Below are 16,284 nucleotides of genomic sequence, written 5' to 3' on the forward strand. Positions count from 1 at the left end.
CGTGTACAAGCTTGCCTTCTTCGTCCCCGCCAGCCACGTTGAAGTGGTCAAGGCCGCTGTGTTCGCCGCCGGTGGCGGGCGCATCGGTGACTATGACCACTGCGCCTGGCAAACCCTGGGCCTGGGCCAGTTCCGCCCGCTGGACGGCAGCCAGCCGTTCCTCGGGCAAACCGGCCAGGTTGAGGTGGTGGAAGAGTGGAAGGTGGAGCTGGTGGTGGCTGACGAGCTGGTAGCCCAGGTCGTCGCTGCGCTCAAGCAGAGCCACCCGTATGAGACGCCAGCCTACGAAGTCTGGCGGCTCGCCGAGTTCTAAGGCCATTCGCGGGTAAACCCGCTCCCACAGGTATTGCACCGCTCTCAAGCATTGTGCAGTACCTGTAGGAGCGGGTTTACCCGCGAAGAGGCCAGTTCAACCAGCCACAATCTCCCGGCTTTGCCCCGGCCGCTTCAACATCCCACACGCCAGCAACCCCACCTCGAACAGCACCCACATCGGCACCGCCAGCATCGTCTGCGAAAACACATCCGGCGGCGTCAATATCATCCCCACCACAAAGCACCCGACAATCACGTAGGGCCTGCTGCGCCGCAACGTGGCCACATCGGCCAACCCCACCCAAACCACGATAAACGTCGCCACCGGGATCTCGAACGCCAGCCCGAACGCCAGAAACAGCGCCAGGATAAAGTCCAGGTACTGGCTGATGTCTGTCATCATCGCCACGCCGTCCGGCGTCACGCTGGCAAAGAAGCCGAACATCATCGGAAACACCAAAAAGAACGCGAAAGCCATGCCGGCATAGAACAGCACAATGCTCGACACCAGCAGCGGCAGGGCAATGCGCCGCTCCCGGCGGTACAGCCCCGGTGCCAGAAAGCCCCAGGCCTGGTGCAGCAGCAACGGCATGGCGACGAACACGGCGCACATTGCGGTCAGCTTGAATGGTGTGAGGAACGGCGAAGTAACGCTGGTGGCGATCATGCTCGCGCCTTCCGGCAAGAAGCGCCGCAGTGGCTCGGAAATCAGCGTGTACAGCGTCTGGGCAAACGGGAACAGGCCGGCGAACACCAGCGCCACCAAGCCCAGGCAACGCACCAGGCGCTTGCGCAGGTCGCGCAAGTGTTCGGTCAGCGGCATGCTCGCTGCCGGGTCCATGGCAATACTCATGAGGCGTTTTCCTTGGGCACGGCGACCGTAGCCGCATCATTGGCCGGTTCCGCGTGCAGGCTGATGCCCTGGCGAATTTCCTGCTCCAGGCGCTGCAACGGGGCGCTGTCGAGGTTGGGCATTTCGATTTCGCGTTCAACCTGTGTGCGCAGGGCGTGCATGGCCCGGCGCGCCTGGCCCAGGCCACGGCCGAGGGTGCGCGCCGCCACCGGCAGGCGCTCCGGGCCCAGCACCAGCAATGCGACGATGCCGACCAGCAGCAACTCGCTGAAGCCTACCTCGAACATCAGGCCTGACGGTCCGCTTGCGGCTGCTGTGTAGCTTGGCCGGTCAGCGGTGCATCCTGTTGCACCTGCGCGTGGCCAGGTGCGTGGGCGTCAGTGTCGCCGCCCATGGACTTGCGAAAACCCTGGATTGCCTCGCCCACATCGCTGCCCAGGCCTTTGAGGCGCTTGGTACCAAACAGCAGGAATACGATCAGCAGTACGATCACCAGTTGCCAGATTCCAATGCCACCCATTGCGACCACTCCTGTAAGGTCATGAAAAGGAAGGGCAATCCTGCCTCGCCCAGATGACGTGAACATGACGGACGGGGCATTGCCATCTACCTGCAACACACCGCGTGTTGACTGGCGTCTTTATTGCGCGAGCGAGGCACGCACGGATGGCTGGCAGGCAACAGCAGGGCGCGGCCCTGCTGATGGTGATGGTGGTGCTGGCAATGCTGGCGGCGGGCATGGCCTGGCTGGTGGAGGATGGCCGGCGCCAGGTCGATGAAGTGCGCCTGTTACACCATCGGGTACAGGCGCGGGCCATGGAACAAGCGGGCCTTGCCTATGCTGAACAAGCCTTGCGTGACCCTGCCTGGCGGCTGAGCCCGCTGTTCTGGCAGGCGCTGCGCGGGCAGCCACTGAACTACGACTTTGGCGCCGGCCAGGCGCAGTTGCGGGTGCGCGACCAGCACACCTGCTTCAACGTCAATGCACTGCTCGGCGCCGATGGTGAGCGCGCCGAGCACCAGTTGCGCTATCTGCTGGGTGACGACATGGCTGCCGAACGCCTGGTCGATGCGCTGGCTGACTGGCTCGATGCCGACAGCGATGCCCGCCTGCAGGGCGCCGAAAGCGCCCAGTACCTGCGCCAGCAGCCACCACGGCTGGCGGCCAACCAACCGATGCTCGACACCAGCGAGCTGAACCTGTTGCTGGAACAGGATGCTGGCCGCCAGGCACGCTACCCGATGCTGTGTGCCTTGCCGCAAACCACTGGCTGGCGGCTGAATGCCAATGCCCTGGGGTTGGAACACCTGCCGCTGCTTGAAGCGCTGTATGAAGGCCGTTACCCACGGTCGTTGCTCAGCCGCATCATCAGTGGCCGGCCAGCGTCGGGCTACGTGGATGCGGCCGCACTGCGCCAGGCACTGGGGGCGGTGGATGACGAAACGTTCGAACGGCTGAGCGAAGGCTTGCTGCTCAACAGCGGGTATTTTCTGTTGCAGCTGTCGTTCGCGGAGGAGGGGCGGGTGATACGCAGCGAGTTCCAGGTGGAGGCGCTGGGGGTGGTGCAATGGCATGCCCGGGTGCCGGCGCAGCAGGTGCGGGTCAGGAGCCGGGAGCCGGTGGTCTGGTAAAACTCACAGGCCTCTTCGCGGGTGAACCCGCTCCCACAGGGATCGCACCATTTCTGAAGCTCGTGCAGTACCTGTGGGAGCGGGTTTACCCGCGAAGAGGCCAGTACATCCAACACAAGGTTTGATACAGCCGGGGCTGCTTTGCAGCCCATCGCGACACAAGGCCGCTCCCACAGAGACCGCGCAGCACCTGAAGGTTGCGCGGTCAATTGTGGGAGCGGCCTTGCGTCGCGATTGGGCCGCAAAGCGGCCCCCGTACACCGCGCTATCAGACGGTCCCGATCTCCCCGCCATCAATCCGCTGGATCACCACCGTCGAAGCCCGCGGCCGCACCGTGGCCCCCGCTGGGGTCACATCGGTAGCCTTGTCGGTATACGGCCAGTTCCCCGGGTGCTGAATGTTCACAAACAGCGTCTTGTTGTCCGGGGTAAAGCTGATACCGGTCACTTCGCAGTCATTCGGGCCAACGAAGAAACGCCGCAGGTCCACCTGGTTCTGCGCATTCACCGGCACCTGCTTGCCGCTGGCATCCACCAGGTCGGTAGGGATTACCGCCAGCAACTGGTCGTTGGTGTAGTCGGTCAAGGTGGTCTCGCCGTTGTCGGTCTCGAACCACAGCACGCCACGGCTATCGAAGCTCATGCCATCCGGGCTGGCGAACTGGTTCAGTTCGGTCAGGCCGGAACGGTTGATATCGGCAGTACCGGCAGCGTTGGCGCCGAACACGAAGATGTCCCAGGTGAAGCTCAGCTGGTCGTCGCTGTCGTGCCAGCGAATGATGTGGCCATGGCGGTTCGGGCCGCGCGGGTTGGCGGCATCGACCTTTTCCGGGGTACGCGCACTGTTGTTGGTCAGGGTCAGGTACACGTCGCCGTTCAGCGGGTTGACCGTGGTCCATTCCGGGCGGTCCATCGGCGTGGCGCCCACGGCATCGCCAGCACCCCGGGTGTTGAGGATGATGCCCGGCAGGTCGCCGTACAGCGCGCCCAGGGTGCTGCCGCCGGTAGTGGCAGTGGCCACGTCCAGCAGCAGCCATACGCCGGTACCGTCGGCGTTGAAGCGGGCCACGTACAGTTTGCCCTGGTCGAGGTATTTGGCGCCGGTGGCCAGGCGGTCGGCTGGGGTGGCGTCGGCGGCATCCCACACGGCGGTGGACACCCACTTGTACAGGTACTCGTTGTTCGAGTCGTCACCCATGTACCACACCAGCGGCTTGCCGGCGACCGGCAGGCCCGGGGCGCAACCTTCGTGGCGGAAGCGGCCCAGCGCAGTGCGCTTGGTGGCCAGGGTGCTGCTGTTGTACGGGTCGATTTCGACGATGTAGCCGTAGGTGCTGGCTTCGTTGCGGTAATCGTCGGTGGCGCTGGCGCCTTTCACGGTCACGTCGAAGCGGGCGAATTCATCAGCCACTTCGGTGCTGTCACCGGCAGCGCTTTCCCACTTGTACTGGCCGCTGGATGTGCCCACGCCGATGCGGCGCTGGTCTTCAGGGCGGGTGCCCTTGTTGACGAAGATCCCCGGCCAGTTCTCTTCGCAGGTCAGGTAGGTGCCCCACGGGGTGTAACCGTTGCCGCAATTGTTGTTGGTGCCACGGCAGTGGGTGCCGGCGGTGGAGTACTTGGTCTTGACGTGGTCGGTGCCACGCAGCGGGCCAGTGATTTCCATGCGCGAAGCGGTGGTGAAGCGGCGGTTCAGCGGGTCGTTGTCGACCACCTGCCAGCGGCCGTTGATTTTCTGCAGGCGCACCACGCCGGCACCGTGGGCGTTGATTTCCTTGCGCACTTCTTCAGCCGGGCGCTTGCCGTTGACATCGGTGGTCGGGCCGGCCGGGTGCAGGGCGGCGGCGTCGATGTATTCGAAGTTGATCGCCAGCAGGCCGTCTTCCGAGCTGCCGTTGATCGGGAAGAAGTGCATGCCGTCATGGTGCATGCCCATGGCGTTGGCCTGGTCGGTCGAGGTGTTGCTGCCGTCGGATTTCCACGGGTTACCGTTGCTGTTCAGCGGCGTACCCCAAGGCGCCAGCACATAGGCGCTGTAGCCGGCGGCAACCACGCAGGCGTCGGTGCGCGAGCCCGGGATGGACTGGAAGCCCAGCGCCAGTTTCGGCACTTCCGGCTCGGTGACTGGCGGCTCGGTTACTGGTGGTTCGGTGACCGGATCATCGTGATCGGAGCCACCGCCGTCGAAGCAGCCTGTCAGGCCGGTACCGGCGATCATGGCGATGGCGGCGCCCAGGCTGCCACGCATCATGCTGCGGCGGCTCAGGTAGGCGTCCATGACAGTGGCCATCGGCAAGTTGCCGCTTTGGTTCCGGTCCAGGTTGTCGCCGGTATCTCGACTCATCAGGGTGTCCTTATAGTGGCTGAGTTGAAGAAACCGCGACTTTAAGGCGCAAGTGTGATGATTCATTGGCAGAAATGTTAACGAGCTTTTAAAACTGCTGGTTCTTAGATTTGTGGCCGACAGATCAATTTGGAATTGTTGTCGGATTTCTGCCATCAAACTGTAATGCCAACGCCGCAACATCCGGAGCCCTGAATGAGTGTGGAAAAGGATGGCGGGTGCGATGGCGAGCAGTGTGCACAGGCGCGAAGTGATTGGCTGGATGGGCGTCGGGGCCTTGGCGCCGCTGCTTGGCGCCTGCTCCGCCTTCCCTGGCCAGCAAGGCGGCAATGCCAGCCTCGACCTGCTGTACGTGGCCGACACCCTCGATGCCCGCCAGCCTGGCCAGGCCGTGGTGCCGGCCACCCGCCTGGGGCCGGTCAGCCACCTGGGCCGTGCGCCGTGGATGACTGGCAGCAGTGCCAGCATTGCCTACCCGCACCTGGCGCCGCTGCTTGACGCCAGCCAGGCTGCTGCTGCCCAACTGGGCGGTTATGCGGTGCTGGCGGCACTGCTGGAGCAACTGCGTGGCGAGGCCGGGGCCGGCAACAGCCTGACCCTGGAAAACGGCCAAGGCTGGAACGGCAGTGGCCTGGCCTACCTGACACAGGGCGAAAGCGGTGTGCAGGGCAGCCAGCTGCTGGGCATCGAAGCGCGGGTCAGCAGCGATGAACGCGTGCTGTGGCCGCAACGCAGCCCGGGCCTCTACCGTCAGGCCAGCGCTATTACTTTGGGCGCCGGGCTGGCGGAGCAACAACGCCAGGCATTGGGCCTGGAAAGCCTGCATATCTACGAGCGTGGTGGCGCGCGAATTGCGCTGGTCGGCGTGACCGACCCCTACGCGCAAGACCAGAAAGCCTCCCTTAAACAGTGGTACCAGTCGCTGCAGCCGGTGTTCGAACAGGCCCGGCGTGAAGCCGACCTGGTGGTGGCCATGGCCGATGTCGGCACGGGGCCCGGGTTGTGGCTGGCTGAACGGGTAGCGCAAATCGATGTGCTGCTGTGCGCCCGTGGTCAGGACCTGTGGCCGGCACCGGTCGAAGTCACCCAGGCCAGCGGCCGGCGTGTACCGGTACTGTTCGCGGGTTGCCGCGGCAGCGGCGCCTTCCGCCTGCGCTGCCAGCGGGTGGCCGGGCTGTGGCAGTTCGACGGGCGTTTTTTCCCGGCTTTCGAGCAGCAACTGGCACCTGCGGCGCAGCTACGTGTCGCGCCGCTGCAGGCACAACTGCGCCAGCAACGGGCCGGTCACGCCGCCTGGCTCGACCAACCGCTGGCCCGCGCACCCCAGGCCTTGTGGCGCCGCGACACCCGTGGCGGCAGCTGGGACCGCCTGCTGCATCAGGCCTTGGCCGACGACAGCAGCATGCCGGTGCTGCTGCCTGGCCTGCGCTATGACTACCCGCTGCCAGCGGGGGCATCCATTACCCGCGAGCACCTGATCAGCCTTACCGGTGGTTACCCGGCGCCCGTGGTCGAGGCCCCGGCCCGGCAGGTTGAACAAGTGCTGGAGAACGCCGCCGAGCAACTGTTTGGCGACCCGCTGCTGCTGGACAACAGCCAGGACCTGCCACGCTGGCAGAGCCAGGCCTGGCGTGTCAGCTACAGCCCGCAAGGCAAGCGCATCGCCGGGCTGGAACCGGTGCAGGGCCTGTGCCGCACCTTCGGCCTGCAATTCGAAGCCCAGGCCGGCGAGCCGCTGTGGCAGCGGCTGGAAGCCTGGCTCGGCCGGCAGAAAACCGACTGGCAACTGGCGCCGCTGCAACAGCCAGAGGTGCGTTACGTGCAGGGCCACCCGGGCTGGCACCCACGGCAGCTGGCATCGTGATGCTCGCCTCGCGCCTGCTCACTGGCGCTGGCCTGACCCTGGCCGGCTGGCTCGCTGCCCAGTGTGTGCTGCAACTGAGCCGCCAGCCACAGCCCGCTACGGCGCCTGCCGCTGCCGACAGCCCGCTGCCTGGGCTGATGGTTGGCCACTGGCAAGCGCCCATCGACGACGGCGCCATCGCCATTACCCGCCTGCCGCTGCAATACCTTGGCGGCCTCAGGGCCCAGCCGCTGGCTTCCAGCGTGGTGGTGCTGCGCTATGGCGAACAGGTGCGCACCCTGGCCCGTGGCCAGCGCCTGGCGCCCGGGATCGTGCTGCAGGACATCGACAGCGATGGCCTGATCTTCAACAACCAGGGGCGGCGTGAGCGCCTGCCCTGGCCGCCACGCCCTGCCGTGACCGGCTTCAAGCGGCAAGGATGAAAGATGCCTGTTAGATACTGCGTGGCGGTCGCGTTGAGCCTGGCCTTGTCCATGGCCAGCGCTGAAGAACCGGTGTTCGATGAAAACGGGACGCCGATGTACGAGGTGAACTTTGTCGACACCGAACTGGGCGAGTTCATCGACAGCGTGTCGCGCATCACTGGCACCACCTTCATTGTCGACCCTCGGGTCAAGGGCAAGGTCACGGTACGCACCGTCGACCCACATGACGCCGACGCCATCTACGACATCTTCCTCGCGCAATTGCGTGCCCAGGGGTATGCCGCCGTCGACTTGCCCAACGGCAGCGTGAAGATCGTCCCCGACCAGGCGGCACGGCTGGAGCCGGTGCCGGTGGAACCCGCCGGCAAGCCAGGCCAGGGCAGTGACGGTGTGGCCACCCGCGTGTTCAATGTGCGCAATGCCGCTAGCGAGCAGATGCTCGGCATCCTCAAACCGCTGATCGACCCGCGGGTGGGGGTCATCACCCCGTACCCGGCAGCCAACCTGCTGGTGGTGACCGATTGGCGCAGTAACCTCGATCGCATCGACAGCCTGTTGCGCCAGCTCGACCAGGTCAGCGAAGAACCCTTGCAGGTGATGCCCCTGCGACACGCCAGTGCCGCCGACACCGCACAGTTGCTGACCCGCCTGCTGGCCCGCGAGCAGGGTGCCGACAGCGCGCAAGTGGTGGCAGACCCCCGCAGCAATGCCGTGCTGGTGCGTGGCAGCGCCGACAGCCGCGAGCGTGTGCGTGCCTTGCTCAGCCAGCTTGATCGCCCCAGTGACAACCAGCACAGCAGCAACACCCAGGTCATCTACCTGCGCCATGCCAACGCAGGCGAAGTGGTGAAGGTGCTGCGCGGTCTCAGCCAGGACGGGGCGGTGCCCAGCGAAGGCGCGACCAATGGCGGTGCGCAAGGGGAGGGCAAGGACCAGCCACTGCCGCTTGCCAATGACTCGGGCATTCGCCTGGAGTACGAAGAAGGCACCAATGCCGTGGTCATGGTTGGCCCCGACAGCGAGCTGGCGGCCTACCGCGCCATCGTCGAGCAACTGGATATCCGCCGGGCCCAGGTGGTGGTCGAAGCCATCATCGCCGAGGTGTCCGACAGCAGCGCCCAGGAGCTGGGCGTGCAATGGCTGTTCGCCGACGAAAAGTTCGGCGCCGGCATCGTCAATTTCGGCAGCAACGGGGTGAACATCGCCAACATCGCCGGGGCCGCGGCCAGCGGCGACAACGAAGCGTTGGGTGATCTGCTCTCTACCACCGCCGGTGCCACCGCAGGCATTGGCCATTTCGGCGGCGGTTTCAACTTCGCCATGCTGGTCAACGCGCTCAAGGGCAAAAGCGGCTTCAACCTGCTGTCCACGCCCACTTTGCTGACCTTGGACAACGCCGAAGCGTCGATCCTGGTGGGCCAGGAAGTGCCCTTCGTCACCGGCTCGGTGACGCAGAACAACGCCAACCCGTACCAGACCATCGAGCGCAAGGAAGTCGGGGTGAAGCTGCGCATCAAGCCGCAGATCAACATCGACAACAGCGTGCGCCTGGACATCGTTCAGGAAGTGTCGTCGATTGCCGACTCCAGCGCTGCCAGCGATGTGATCACCAACAAGCGCGAGATCAAGACCAAGGTCATGGTCGAGGACAACGGCCTGGTGATCCTGGGCGGCCTGATCAGCGACGAACTGAGCACCAGCGACCAGCGTGTGCCAGTGCTCGGCGATATCCCTTACCTGGGCCGGCTGTTCCGCTCCGATGCCAGCAAGAACACCAAGCAGAACCTGATGGTGTTCATCCGCCCGCGTATCCTGCGCGATGGGCCAAGCCTGGCCGGGCTCAGCGAGGACAAGTACCGCACCCTGCAGCAGACCACGCCGCTGCAACTGCCAGACCTCGCCGAGGGTAGCTCGCAGTTGCTAAAGGTATTCCCCTCCAGCCGCGCACGCCTGGAAGGCGGTAACTGGTGATGCTGCCTTATCGTCAGGCCCGCCAGAGCGGGGTGGCCATGGCCCCGGCGGAGCAGGGCTGGCAGCTGTGGCTGCGGGCCGACGCCGACAGTGCCCAGTTGCAGGAACTGCTGCGTGTGCATGGTCAGCCGAGCACGCTGGAATACCTGGAACCTGCGCTGTTCGACGAGCGCCTTGGCCAGCTGTACCAGGCCGGCGATGCCGCTACCGAAGCGCTGATCGAGGGCATTGGCGACCAGGTCGACCTCGACAGCCTGATGAGCGAAATGCCGCGCATTGAGGACCTGCTGGAAAGTGATGACGAAGCGCCGGTGATCCGCCTGATCAACGGCTTGTTCGGCCAGGCCCTGCGCCTGCGCGCCTCGGACATTCATATCGAAACCTTCGAGCAGAGCCTGGTGGTGCGCCTGCGTGTCGATGGCCACTTGCGTGAAGTGCTACGCCCGCCGCGGGCGCTGTCGGCCATGCTGGTGTCGCGGATCAAGGTCATGGCGCGCCTGGATATTGCCGAAAAACGCCAGCCCCAGGACGGTCGTATTACCTTGCGTGCGGCTGGCCGCGAGGTAGATGTGCGGGTGTCGACCCTGCCCGGCATCCACGGCGAGCGGGTGGTGATGCGTGTGCTCGACAAGCAGGCCAGCCTGCTGGCCCTGGACAACCTGGGCATGCCGGCCGCAGTGCTGCAGGGCCTGCGCAGTTGCCTGGCGCGGCCCAACGGCATTGTCCTGTCCACCGGCCCGACCGGCTCGGGCAAGACCACCACCTTGTACGCCAGTCTCAACAGCCTCAACGATGGCAGCCGCAACATCCTCACCGTCGAGGACCCGGTGGAATACGCCATCTCCGGCATAGGCCAGACCGCGATCAACCCGCGCGCCGGGCTGACCTTCGCCAGCGGCCTGCGCGCGATCCTGCGCCAGGACCCGGACGTGATCATGCTCGGCGAAATCCGCGACCAGGAAACCGCGCAAATTGCCGTACAGGCCAGCCTCACCGGCCACCTGGTGCTGTCTACCTTGCACACCAACAGCGCAGTGGGCGCAGTGACCCGCCTGCGCGACATGGGCATCGAGCCGTTCCTGATCGCCTCCTGCCTGCGCGGGGTATTGGCCCAGCGCCTGGTTCGTCGCTTGTGCAGCTGTGCGGTGGCGCATCCATTACAACCCGCCGAGCGTGACTTGTGGCCTGAGTTGGCGGCGTTGGGCAGCAGCTACCACGCGGTGGGTTGCGAGCTCTGCCAGGGCAGCGGTTACGTCGGGCGCCTGGGCCTGTACGAATTCATCGAGCTGGACGCCGGGCTGATCGGCCTGCTGTACGACGGCGCCAGCGAACTGGCGATGCAGGACTACCTGGCGGGGCGCCGGCAGAGCCTGGTGGCGATGGCCAGCGATTGCCTGGCGCGCGGCGAGACCAGCCTGGCCGAAGTGCTGCGCGTGGTGCAGGGCTAAGGCATGCCGACCTATCGCTACCAGGCCGTGGACCTCGCCGGCAAACCGCACAAGGCCAGCCTGCAGGCTGACAGCGAACGCCATGCCCGCCAGCTGTTGCGTGAGCAGGGCCTGTTTGCCCGCCAGTTGCAGCGCCATGAAGCCGGCACCCGCCAGCCCCGGCGCCAGCGCCTGAGCCGCGCCCAGCTGTGCGAGCTGACCCGCCAGCTGGCCACCCTGACCGGGGCTGGTATTCCCTTGGTCGATGCTTTGGCCACCCTTGAACGGCAACTGCGTCAGCCCGCCTTGCACAGTGTGCTGGTGGCCCTGCGCGGCTCGCTGGCCGAAGGCCTGGGCCTGGCCCGCAGCCTGGCGCGCCAAGGGGCACCGTTCACCGGCCTGTATTGCGCGCTGGTCGAGGCCGGCGAACGTTCCGGGCGCCTGGCCCAGGTACTGACGCGGCTGGCCGATCACCTGGAGCAGGTGCAACGCCAGCAACACAAGGCCCGTACTGCGCTGATCTACCCCGCTGTGCTGATGGGCGTGTCGTTGGCCGTGGTGGTCGGCCTGATGACCTTTGTCGTGCCCAAGCTCACCGAACAGTTCGCCCACGCCGGGCAGAGTCTGCCGCTGATCACGTCGTTGCTGATCGGCCTCAGCCAGGGGCTGGTGCACGCCGGGCCCTGGCTGTTGGCGCTGACACTGGTGCTAGGTGCGGTCGGCGGCTGGTTGCTGCGCAAGCCGCTCTGGTGCCTGCGCCGTGACCAGTTGCTGCTGCGCCTGCCGCGCATCGGCAGCCTGCTGCAGGTGCTGGAAAGCGCGCGCCTGGCGCGCAGCCTGGCGATTCTCAGCGGCAGCGGCGTGGCCCTGCTCGAAGCCTTGCAGGTGGCCACCGAAACCGTCGGCAACCGGCGCATCCGCCTGGCCATGGAACAGGTGCGCCAGCAGGTGCAGGGCGGTACCAGCCTGCACCGCGCGCTGGATGCCAGCCAGCAATTCCCGCCGCTGCTGGTGAACATGGTCGGCAGCGGCGAGGCCAGCGGCACCCTGGCCGACATGCTCGAGCGCGTGGCCGACGACCAGGAGCGCGGCTTCGCCCGCCAGGTCGATACCGCCATGGCGCTGTTCGAACCCCTGATGATCCTGGTGATGGGCGCCGTGGTGCTGTTCATCGTACTGGCGGTGTTGCTGCCGATCATGCAACTCAACCAGGGCCTGCAATTGTGACGACAAGGAGTTTTGCCATGCAGCATCGACGCAACCGCCAGCGCGGTTTCACCCTTATGGAAATCATGGTGGTGATCTTCATCATCGGCCTGCTGATCGCCGTGGTCGCGCCCAGCGTGCTGGGCAATCAGGACAAGGCCATGAAGCAGAAGGTAATGGCCGACCTGGCCACCCTGGAGCAGGCGCTGGACATGTACCGGCTCGATAACCTGCGCTTCCCGAGCAGCGAACAGGGCCTGGCCGCACTGGTGAAAAAACCGGCACAGGAACCGCTGCCCCGTGCCTGGCGCAGTGACGGCTACGTACGCCGCCTGCCGGAAGACCCGTGGGGCACCCCGTACCAGTACCGCATGCCCGGCGAACATGGCCGGGTCGATGTGTATTCGCTGGGTGCCGACGGCCTGCCCGGCGGCGAAGGCCAGGATGCCGACCTGGGTAACTGGGAGCTGTAACGGGTGCGTCGTCAGCGCGGTTTCAGCCTGATCGAGCTATTGGTGGTGCTGGCCATTGCCGGGCTGATGACCGGGCTGGCGGTGGCCGGGCTCGGCAACGGCCAGGCCAGTGTCGACCAGGCCCTGCAACGGCTGGCGGCCGAGACCCGTGGCCAGGCTGCGCTGGCCCGGCATGCCGGGCAATTGCGCGGGCTGCGCTGGAATGGCCAGCGCCCGGAGTTTGTCCGGCGTGAGGGCAATGCCTGGGTGGTCGAAGCGGTTGCGCTCGGTGACTGGCCCAAGGGGTTGCGCCCGGAGTGGGCGGCCAGCCCGCAACCGCGCCTGCTGTTCACCCCGCATGGCTGGGCGCAACCGGGCAGCGTGCGCTGGCGTTGGGCCGATGGCAGCCAGCAATGGGCCTGGAGCCGCGATGGCCGTCTGCAGGTGGCGCCATGAAGCAGCAGCAGCGCGGCTTCACGCTGCTGGAAGTTACCGTGGCGCTGGCAATTGCGGCAGTGCTGGCCGTGATCACCAGCCAGGTTTTGCGCCAGCGCCTGGCCGTGCAGGACAACCTGCAACAGCACCGCCTTGGCCTGCTGTGCGCGCGTGAACTGCAAACCCGCTTCGCCGTCGAGCAGTACTGGCCTGCGGAAAACCAGGTGGGCGGCGAACTGAGCCAGGGTGGCCAGCGGTGTCATTGGCAACTGCAACTGCGCCGCACCGGCGTACGCGACCTGCGCCGTGGTGAATTGCAACTGTTCGCCGACCGCGACCAGCGTTTGCCACTGGGCCAGTACACCGTGTTCCTGGAGCGCCCATGACCTTCAGCGCCCGTGAGTGTTACGCATACCCTGCTGGTGATAACTATCCATCATCCTGCTCAATCCCTGTGGGAGCGGGTTCACCCGCGAACACCGGCAAAGCCGGTGCCATCCACCGTGGTGTCTTCTTCGCGGGTAAACCCGCTCCCACAGGGACGGCGTGCACCCGTCAGCCTGGCGCTCAAGCCATGAATCACCGCCAGGCCGGCCTCACCCTGATCGAACTGATGGTCGCCCTGGCCCTCACCGCCATCCTCGGCATCATGCTCGCTGCCCTGGTCAACGGCTGGCTCAAGGTGCGCGAGCGCCTGCAAGTCACCACCCAGCAAACCTCGGTACTGGACTTTTGCCTGGCCCTGGAGCGCCGCTTCGACAGCCCGGTACTGCGCCGCGTCTACGACCAGCGCCTGCCGTTGGCCAGCCGCTGGCTGGACTGGCAACCCGCCAGCAACCAGCTGCTGTGGGTTGCCAGCACCGGCTTGCCAGAAGCCGAAGGCGGCTCGCGCCTGCAACGCCAGCGCCTGCGCTTCGAGGCCCGTGAGCAACGCCTGCTGCTGGAAAGCTCGCCCGACCTGTACGCCGCTGCCGCCCCACGTTGGGCCCAGCGCGAACAACTCGACCGGGTCAGCGCCCTGAATGTCCTGTATTACCAGGGCGGCCGCTGGCTGGCCTGGCCTTCTGATCAACCGGCGCACCCCGGCCGTGGTGTGCGCCTGGAACTGCAGCGTGATGGAGCACCTTATGTCTGCACCTTCGCCCTCCCTTGGGGGCGCTCATGAAGTTTGAATGGCGGCGGCGCACACCGGCCCAACCGTGGCTGTTGCTGCGGCCAGGCCCGGTGTGGCACTGGGCGCTGGTTGAAGGCGGTACCCTCCGGCAACAAGGGCAGGGCCAGCCACCGGCCAACCTGCAGACCCGTATAGCGCTGGTATTGCCTGCCGAAGCCTGCAGCCATTTTCGTGTGCCGGCCCCGCCCGGGCTCAAGCGCGAGGAGTGGCCGTTGTTGCTCGAAGACCGCTTGCTGCAAACGCCCGACGAAGTGGTCTGCGCCTGCCTGGCCCGTGAACCCGGCCACCTTCGCCTGTTGGTGGTGGCCCGCCAGCCGCTGGACGCGTGGCGTGCGCAATGTGCCGTATGGGGTTTGCAGGTGGAACGTTGCTGGGCAGAGTTGCAGTTACTGCCAGTGCCAGAGGCCGGCAGCAGTTGGAACTGGCAGCGCACTGCCGGGGTGTCCTTGTACAAGGGGGTGACCGAAGACGGCCAGGAACACTGGCTGGCGTGGCCGGATGCGCTGGGTAGCGTGCCGCAACATCCTTGGGCAGAACTGCAGGCGCAGCCGTTGAGCGGTGACTGGCCAGGTACATGGGCACCACTCGACTCAATGCCAGGTCTGTTCGAGCGTGCCCGCAAAATGCGCTCGATGCCGGTATTGCCCCGCCAGCATCAGCGTCTGTTTGCCGCCTGCCTGCTACTGGCTGCCGTCTGGGGTGGCCTGTGGATGACCCAGCAATGGCGTCAGGCGCAGCTCTGGCGCAGCCAGGTCATCGCCGTGACCGGTGAGCAAGCAAGCCCCCGGCATGCTGCGCAGGCGCTCAAGCGCTTGCGTGACAGTGAACTGCAACAGCAACTGCGCACGCGCCAGCTGGAGGACCTGCAAACCCGCTTGCAGGCCTGGCTGCGTGACAATCCTGGTTGGCAACTGCAAGCGGTGCGCTTCGATGGTCAGCGCTGGCACCTGCGTATGGATGGCGAGGGCAGTTCGCCGCCCTGGCAGGACATGGCGGCTGCCGCTGGCGCCACGGTGCAAGTTCAAGCAGGCCAAGTGATCTTCGACCTGGGGGCCGCCTCATGAACCGCGATTGGCTACAGCGCCACCGCCTGATCTTTGCCTGGGTACTGATTGCCCTGTTGCTGGCTTTCCTGGCCCTGCGTGCCGGCACTGCGCAATGGCGCGAACTTGGTCAATGGCGCGGGCTGGCCGAACAGGCTGCCAGCCTGCAAGGCGGCCCGGGGCTGAGCCTGGAGCGGCTACGCCAGTCGGCCCAGGCACGGCAGATCGAACTGGCCGAAGTCGATGCGCAGGGCCAGGCCTGGCAGCTGCGTGGGCAGGTGGCCGATGAGCGCGTGTTGCAAGGCTGGCTGCAAAGCTTGCGTGCAGAAGGCGCGCAGCTGCTGCAATGGGGGCTGGAGCAGGATGGCAAGGGGTTGCGCTTCGACCTGGTGGTGCAACCGTGAGCCGCAGGGGGATGGCGTGGCTTGTGCTGGTATTTGTGCTGACGCTGTTGGTCGAGCTTCCGGCCAATTGGGTGGCGCGGGCGTTTGGCCTGCCCATGCATGAAGTCAGTGGCAGCCTCTGGCATGGCCAGGCGCAACAGTTGGGTCCGGTCGGGCCCCTGCGCTGGGTGGTGCAGCCCTGGCGCTTGCAGGCGAACGCACAGCTGGGCTTTCAAGGCCAGGCCTGGCAGTTGCGTGCCGAAGGCTGGCCTTGGCGCTGGCGACTGGAGGCCGCTGCGGCAGGCGCCCAGGCGACAACACACACGGATTACCGCCTGGCGGGTCAGTGGCAGGGGGCTTTGCGTCTACAGGGGGCAGGGCGCCAATGCCGCAACAGTGAAGGCCGCATTACGGTAACCGACCTTGCCCTGAGCGAACCGTGGTCACTGGGCCTGGGGCAGGGGTGGCTGGAAATGGACTGCCGCAGCGGCTGGCGGTTGCGCGGGCAATTGGCGCAGCAGGGGCAACATGAATTGACCGTGGATGGCGATTTGCTCGCGCGGCGGGCGCAGGTGGTGTTCGAGTTGCAGCCTGAGGCGGAGCTGACGCCATTGCTGCGCGGGGTGCAGTGGTTGGGGCCGCAGGCGTTGGCAGGGCAGCGGGATTTACGCTGGTAGGCGCTCGCCTTGGGTCTTGAATGGGGACGCAAATCGAGCGCCGCCCGCGCGGCGCATCGCGAGCAAGCTCGCTCCTACATTTG

General features: G+C 66.1%; 18 protein-coding genes. 14 read left to right on the forward strand and 4 right to left on the reverse strand.

Annotation, left to right across the window (positions count from 1 at the left end):
- The first annotated feature begins 1 nt into the window (after window position 1).
- The gene (locus IAE39_RS05810) at window positions 2-313 is read left to right on the forward strand and encodes an NGG1p interacting factor NIF3 (protein WP_201200180.1); all 312 of its coding nucleotides are present in this window, start codon (window positions 2-4) and stop codon (window positions 311-313) included.
- 96 nt (window positions 314-409) lie between these two features.
- Here the strand turns inward: IAE39_RS05810 and tatC are convergent, their stop codons facing one another.
- From tatC to IAE39_RS05825, 3 genes are read right to left on the reverse strand one after another with little or no spacing between them, the layout of a single operon-like run.
- Window positions 410-1,168 carry a twin-arginine translocase subunit TatC gene (gene tatC, locus IAE39_RS05815; protein ID WP_201200189.1) on the reverse strand — a complete coding sequence of 253 codons (759 nt, stop codon included), beginning with the start codon at window positions 1,166-1,168 and terminating at the stop codon, window positions 410-412.
- Window positions 1,165-1,455, reverse strand: coding sequence for a Sec-independent protein translocase protein TatB (tatB, locus tag IAE39_RS05820; protein ID WP_201200191.1), 291 nt, complete (start codon window positions 1,453-1,455; stop codon window positions 1,165-1,167). Before tatB ends, tatC begins: the two co-directional genes overlap by 4 nt.
- Window positions 1,455-1,688 (reverse strand): Sec-independent protein translocase subunit TatA, encoded by a 234-nt coding sequence (locus tag IAE39_RS05825; RefSeq protein ID WP_201200193.1) that lies wholly within the window; start codon window positions 1,686-1,688, stop codon window positions 1,455-1,457. The genes tatB and IAE39_RS05825 overlap by 1 nt, the downstream gene beginning before the upstream one ends.
- Window positions 1,689-1,834: 146 nt before the next feature.
- Between IAE39_RS05825 and gspK the strand changes: the two genes are divergently transcribed.
- Complete coding sequence (gspK, locus tag IAE39_RS05830) at window positions 1,835-2,800, forward strand: type II secretion system minor pseudopilin GspK (RefSeq protein WP_201200195.1); 966 nt, start codon at window positions 1,835-1,837, stop codon at window positions 2,798-2,800.
- A 268-nt stretch (window positions 2,801-3,068) separates the two neighbouring features.
- Here the strand turns inward: gspK and IAE39_RS05835 are convergent, their stop codons facing one another.
- Window positions 3,069-5,144, reverse strand: a complete 2,076-nt coding sequence (locus IAE39_RS05835; RefSeq protein WP_201200196.1) for a PhoX family protein — start codon at window positions 5,142-5,144, stop codon at window positions 3,069-3,071.
- A 223-nt stretch (window positions 5,145-5,367) separates the two neighbouring features.
- Here IAE39_RS05835 and IAE39_RS05840 point away from each other — a divergent pair, with 223 nt between their 5' ends.
- From IAE39_RS05840 to IAE39_RS05895, 12 genes are all read left to right on the forward strand, one after another.
- Window positions 5,368-7,008 (forward strand): lipoprotein UxpA, encoded by a 1,641-nt coding sequence (locus IAE39_RS05840; protein WP_201200197.1) that lies wholly within the window; start codon window positions 5,368-5,370, stop codon window positions 7,006-7,008.
- Window positions 7,005-7,430, forward strand: a complete 426-nt coding sequence (locus IAE39_RS05845; RefSeq protein WP_201200198.1) for a pilus assembly protein PilZ — start codon at window positions 7,005-7,007, stop codon at window positions 7,428-7,430. Before IAE39_RS05840 ends, IAE39_RS05845 begins: the two co-directional genes overlap by 4 nt.
- A 21-nt stretch (window positions 7,431-7,451) precedes the next feature.
- On the forward strand, window positions 7,452-9,404 hold the full coding sequence (gene gspD, locus IAE39_RS05850) for a type II secretion system secretin GspD (RefSeq protein WP_442968423.1): 1,953 nt from the start codon (window positions 7,452-7,454) through the stop codon (window positions 9,402-9,404).
- Window positions 9,404-10,852 (forward strand): GspE/PulE family protein, encoded by a 1,449-nt coding sequence (locus IAE39_RS05855; protein WP_201200203.1) that lies wholly within the window; start codon window positions 9,404-9,406, stop codon window positions 10,850-10,852. The genes gspD and IAE39_RS05855 overlap by 1 nt, the downstream gene beginning before the upstream one ends.
- Window positions 10,853-10,855: 3 nt before the next feature.
- Window positions 10,856-12,058 carry a type II secretion system inner membrane protein GspF gene (gene gspF / locus IAE39_RS05860; protein WP_201200212.1) on the forward strand — a complete coding sequence of 401 codons (1,203 nt, stop codon included), beginning with the start codon at window positions 10,856-10,858 and terminating at the stop codon, window positions 12,056-12,058.
- A gap of 17 nt (window positions 12,059-12,075) precedes the next feature.
- The gene (gene gspG / locus IAE39_RS05865) at window positions 12,076-12,510 is read left to right on the forward strand and encodes a type II secretion system major pseudopilin GspG (RefSeq protein ID WP_013971171.1); all 435 of its coding nucleotides are present in this window, start codon (window positions 12,076-12,078) and stop codon (window positions 12,508-12,510) included.
- A gap of 3 nt (window positions 12,511-12,513) precedes the next feature.
- Complete coding sequence (gene gspH, locus IAE39_RS05870; RefSeq protein ID WP_201200219.1) at window positions 12,514-12,945, forward strand: type II secretion system minor pseudopilin GspH; 432 nt, start codon at window positions 12,514-12,516, stop codon at window positions 12,943-12,945.
- Window positions 12,942-13,310 carry a type II secretion system protein GspI gene (locus IAE39_RS05875; protein ID WP_201200222.1) on the forward strand — a complete coding sequence of 123 codons (369 nt, stop codon included), beginning with the start codon at window positions 12,942-12,944 and terminating at the stop codon, window positions 13,308-13,310. Before gspH ends, IAE39_RS05875 begins: the two co-directional genes overlap by 4 nt.
- 188 nt (window positions 13,311-13,498) lie before the next feature.
- Window positions 13,499-14,089 (forward strand): prepilin-type N-terminal cleavage/methylation domain-containing protein, encoded by a 591-nt coding sequence (locus tag IAE39_RS05880; protein ID WP_201200224.1) that lies wholly within the window; start codon window positions 13,499-13,501, stop codon window positions 14,087-14,089.
- Window positions 14,086-15,162, forward strand: coding sequence for a GspL/Epsl periplasmic domain-containing protein (locus IAE39_RS05885; RefSeq protein ID WP_201200226.1), 1,077 nt, complete (start codon window positions 14,086-14,088; stop codon window positions 15,160-15,162). Before IAE39_RS05880 ends, IAE39_RS05885 begins: the two co-directional genes overlap by 4 nt.
- The gene (gspM, locus tag IAE39_RS05890) at window positions 15,159-15,545 is read left to right on the forward strand and encodes a type II secretion system protein GspM (protein ID WP_201200228.1); all 387 of its coding nucleotides are present in this window, start codon (window positions 15,159-15,161) and stop codon (window positions 15,543-15,545) included. Before IAE39_RS05885 ends, gspM begins: the two co-directional genes overlap by 4 nt.
- Window positions 15,542-16,201 (forward strand): general secretion pathway protein GspN, encoded by a 660-nt coding sequence (locus IAE39_RS05895; protein WP_201200230.1) that lies wholly within the window; start codon window positions 15,542-15,544, stop codon window positions 16,199-16,201. The genes gspM and IAE39_RS05895 overlap by 4 nt, the downstream gene beginning before the upstream one ends.
- Window positions 16,202-16,284 lie beyond the last annotated feature (83 nt).

This window comes from Pseudomonas sp. S37 (genome assembly GCF_016658545.1).
Taxonomy (GTDB): Bacteria; Pseudomonadota; Gammaproteobacteria; order Pseudomonadales; family Pseudomonadaceae; genus Aquipseudomonas.

What these genes read in the sequence shown, in the direction of transcription:
- tatC (WP_201200189.1), bottom strand. Translation starts at nt 1,168, where the DNA reads ATGAGTATTGCCATGGACCCGGCAGCGAGCATGCCGCTGACCGAACAC.
- tatB (WP_201200191.1), bottom strand. Translation starts at nt 1,455, where the DNA reads ATGTTCGAGGTAGGCTTCAGCGAGTTGCTGCTGGTCGGCATCGTCGCA.
- IAE39_RS05825 (WP_201200193.1), bottom strand. Translation starts at nt 1,688, where the DNA reads ATGGGTGGCATTGGAATCTGGCAACTGGTGATCGTACTGCTGATCGTA.
- gspK (WP_201200195.1), top strand. Translation starts at nt 1,835, where the DNA reads ATGGCTGGCAGGCAACAGCAGGGCGCGGCCCTGCTGATGGTGATGGTG.
- IAE39_RS05835 (WP_201200196.1), bottom strand. Translation starts at nt 5,144, where the DNA reads ATGAGTCGAGATACCGGCGACAACCTGGACCGGAACCAAAGCGGCAAC.
- IAE39_RS05840 (WP_201200197.1), top strand. Translation starts at nt 5,368, where the DNA reads ATGGCGAGCAGTGTGCACAGGCGCGAAGTGATTGGCTGGATGGGCGTC.
- IAE39_RS05855 (WP_201200203.1), top strand. Translation starts at nt 9,404, where the DNA reads ATGCTGCCTTATCGTCAGGCCCGCCAGAGCGGGGTGGCCATGGCCCCG.
- gspF (WP_201200212.1), top strand. Translation starts at nt 10,856, where the DNA reads ATGCCGACCTATCGCTACCAGGCCGTGGACCTCGCCGGCAAACCGCAC.
- gspG (WP_013971171.1), top strand. Translation starts at nt 12,076, where the DNA reads ATGCAGCATCGACGCAACCGCCAGCGCGGTTTCACCCTTATGGAAATC.
- IAE39_RS05875 (WP_201200222.1), top strand. Translation starts at nt 12,942, where the DNA reads ATGAAGCAGCAGCAGCGCGGCTTCACGCTGCTGGAAGTTACCGTGGCG.
- IAE39_RS05880 (WP_201200224.1), top strand. Translation starts at nt 13,499, where the DNA reads ATGAATCACCGCCAGGCCGGCCTCACCCTGATCGAACTGATGGTCGCC.
- IAE39_RS05885 (WP_201200226.1), top strand. Translation starts at nt 14,086, where the DNA reads ATGAAGTTTGAATGGCGGCGGCGCACACCGGCCCAACCGTGGCTGTTG.
- gspM (WP_201200228.1), top strand. Translation starts at nt 15,159, where the DNA reads ATGAACCGCGATTGGCTACAGCGCCACCGCCTGATCTTTGCCTGGGTA.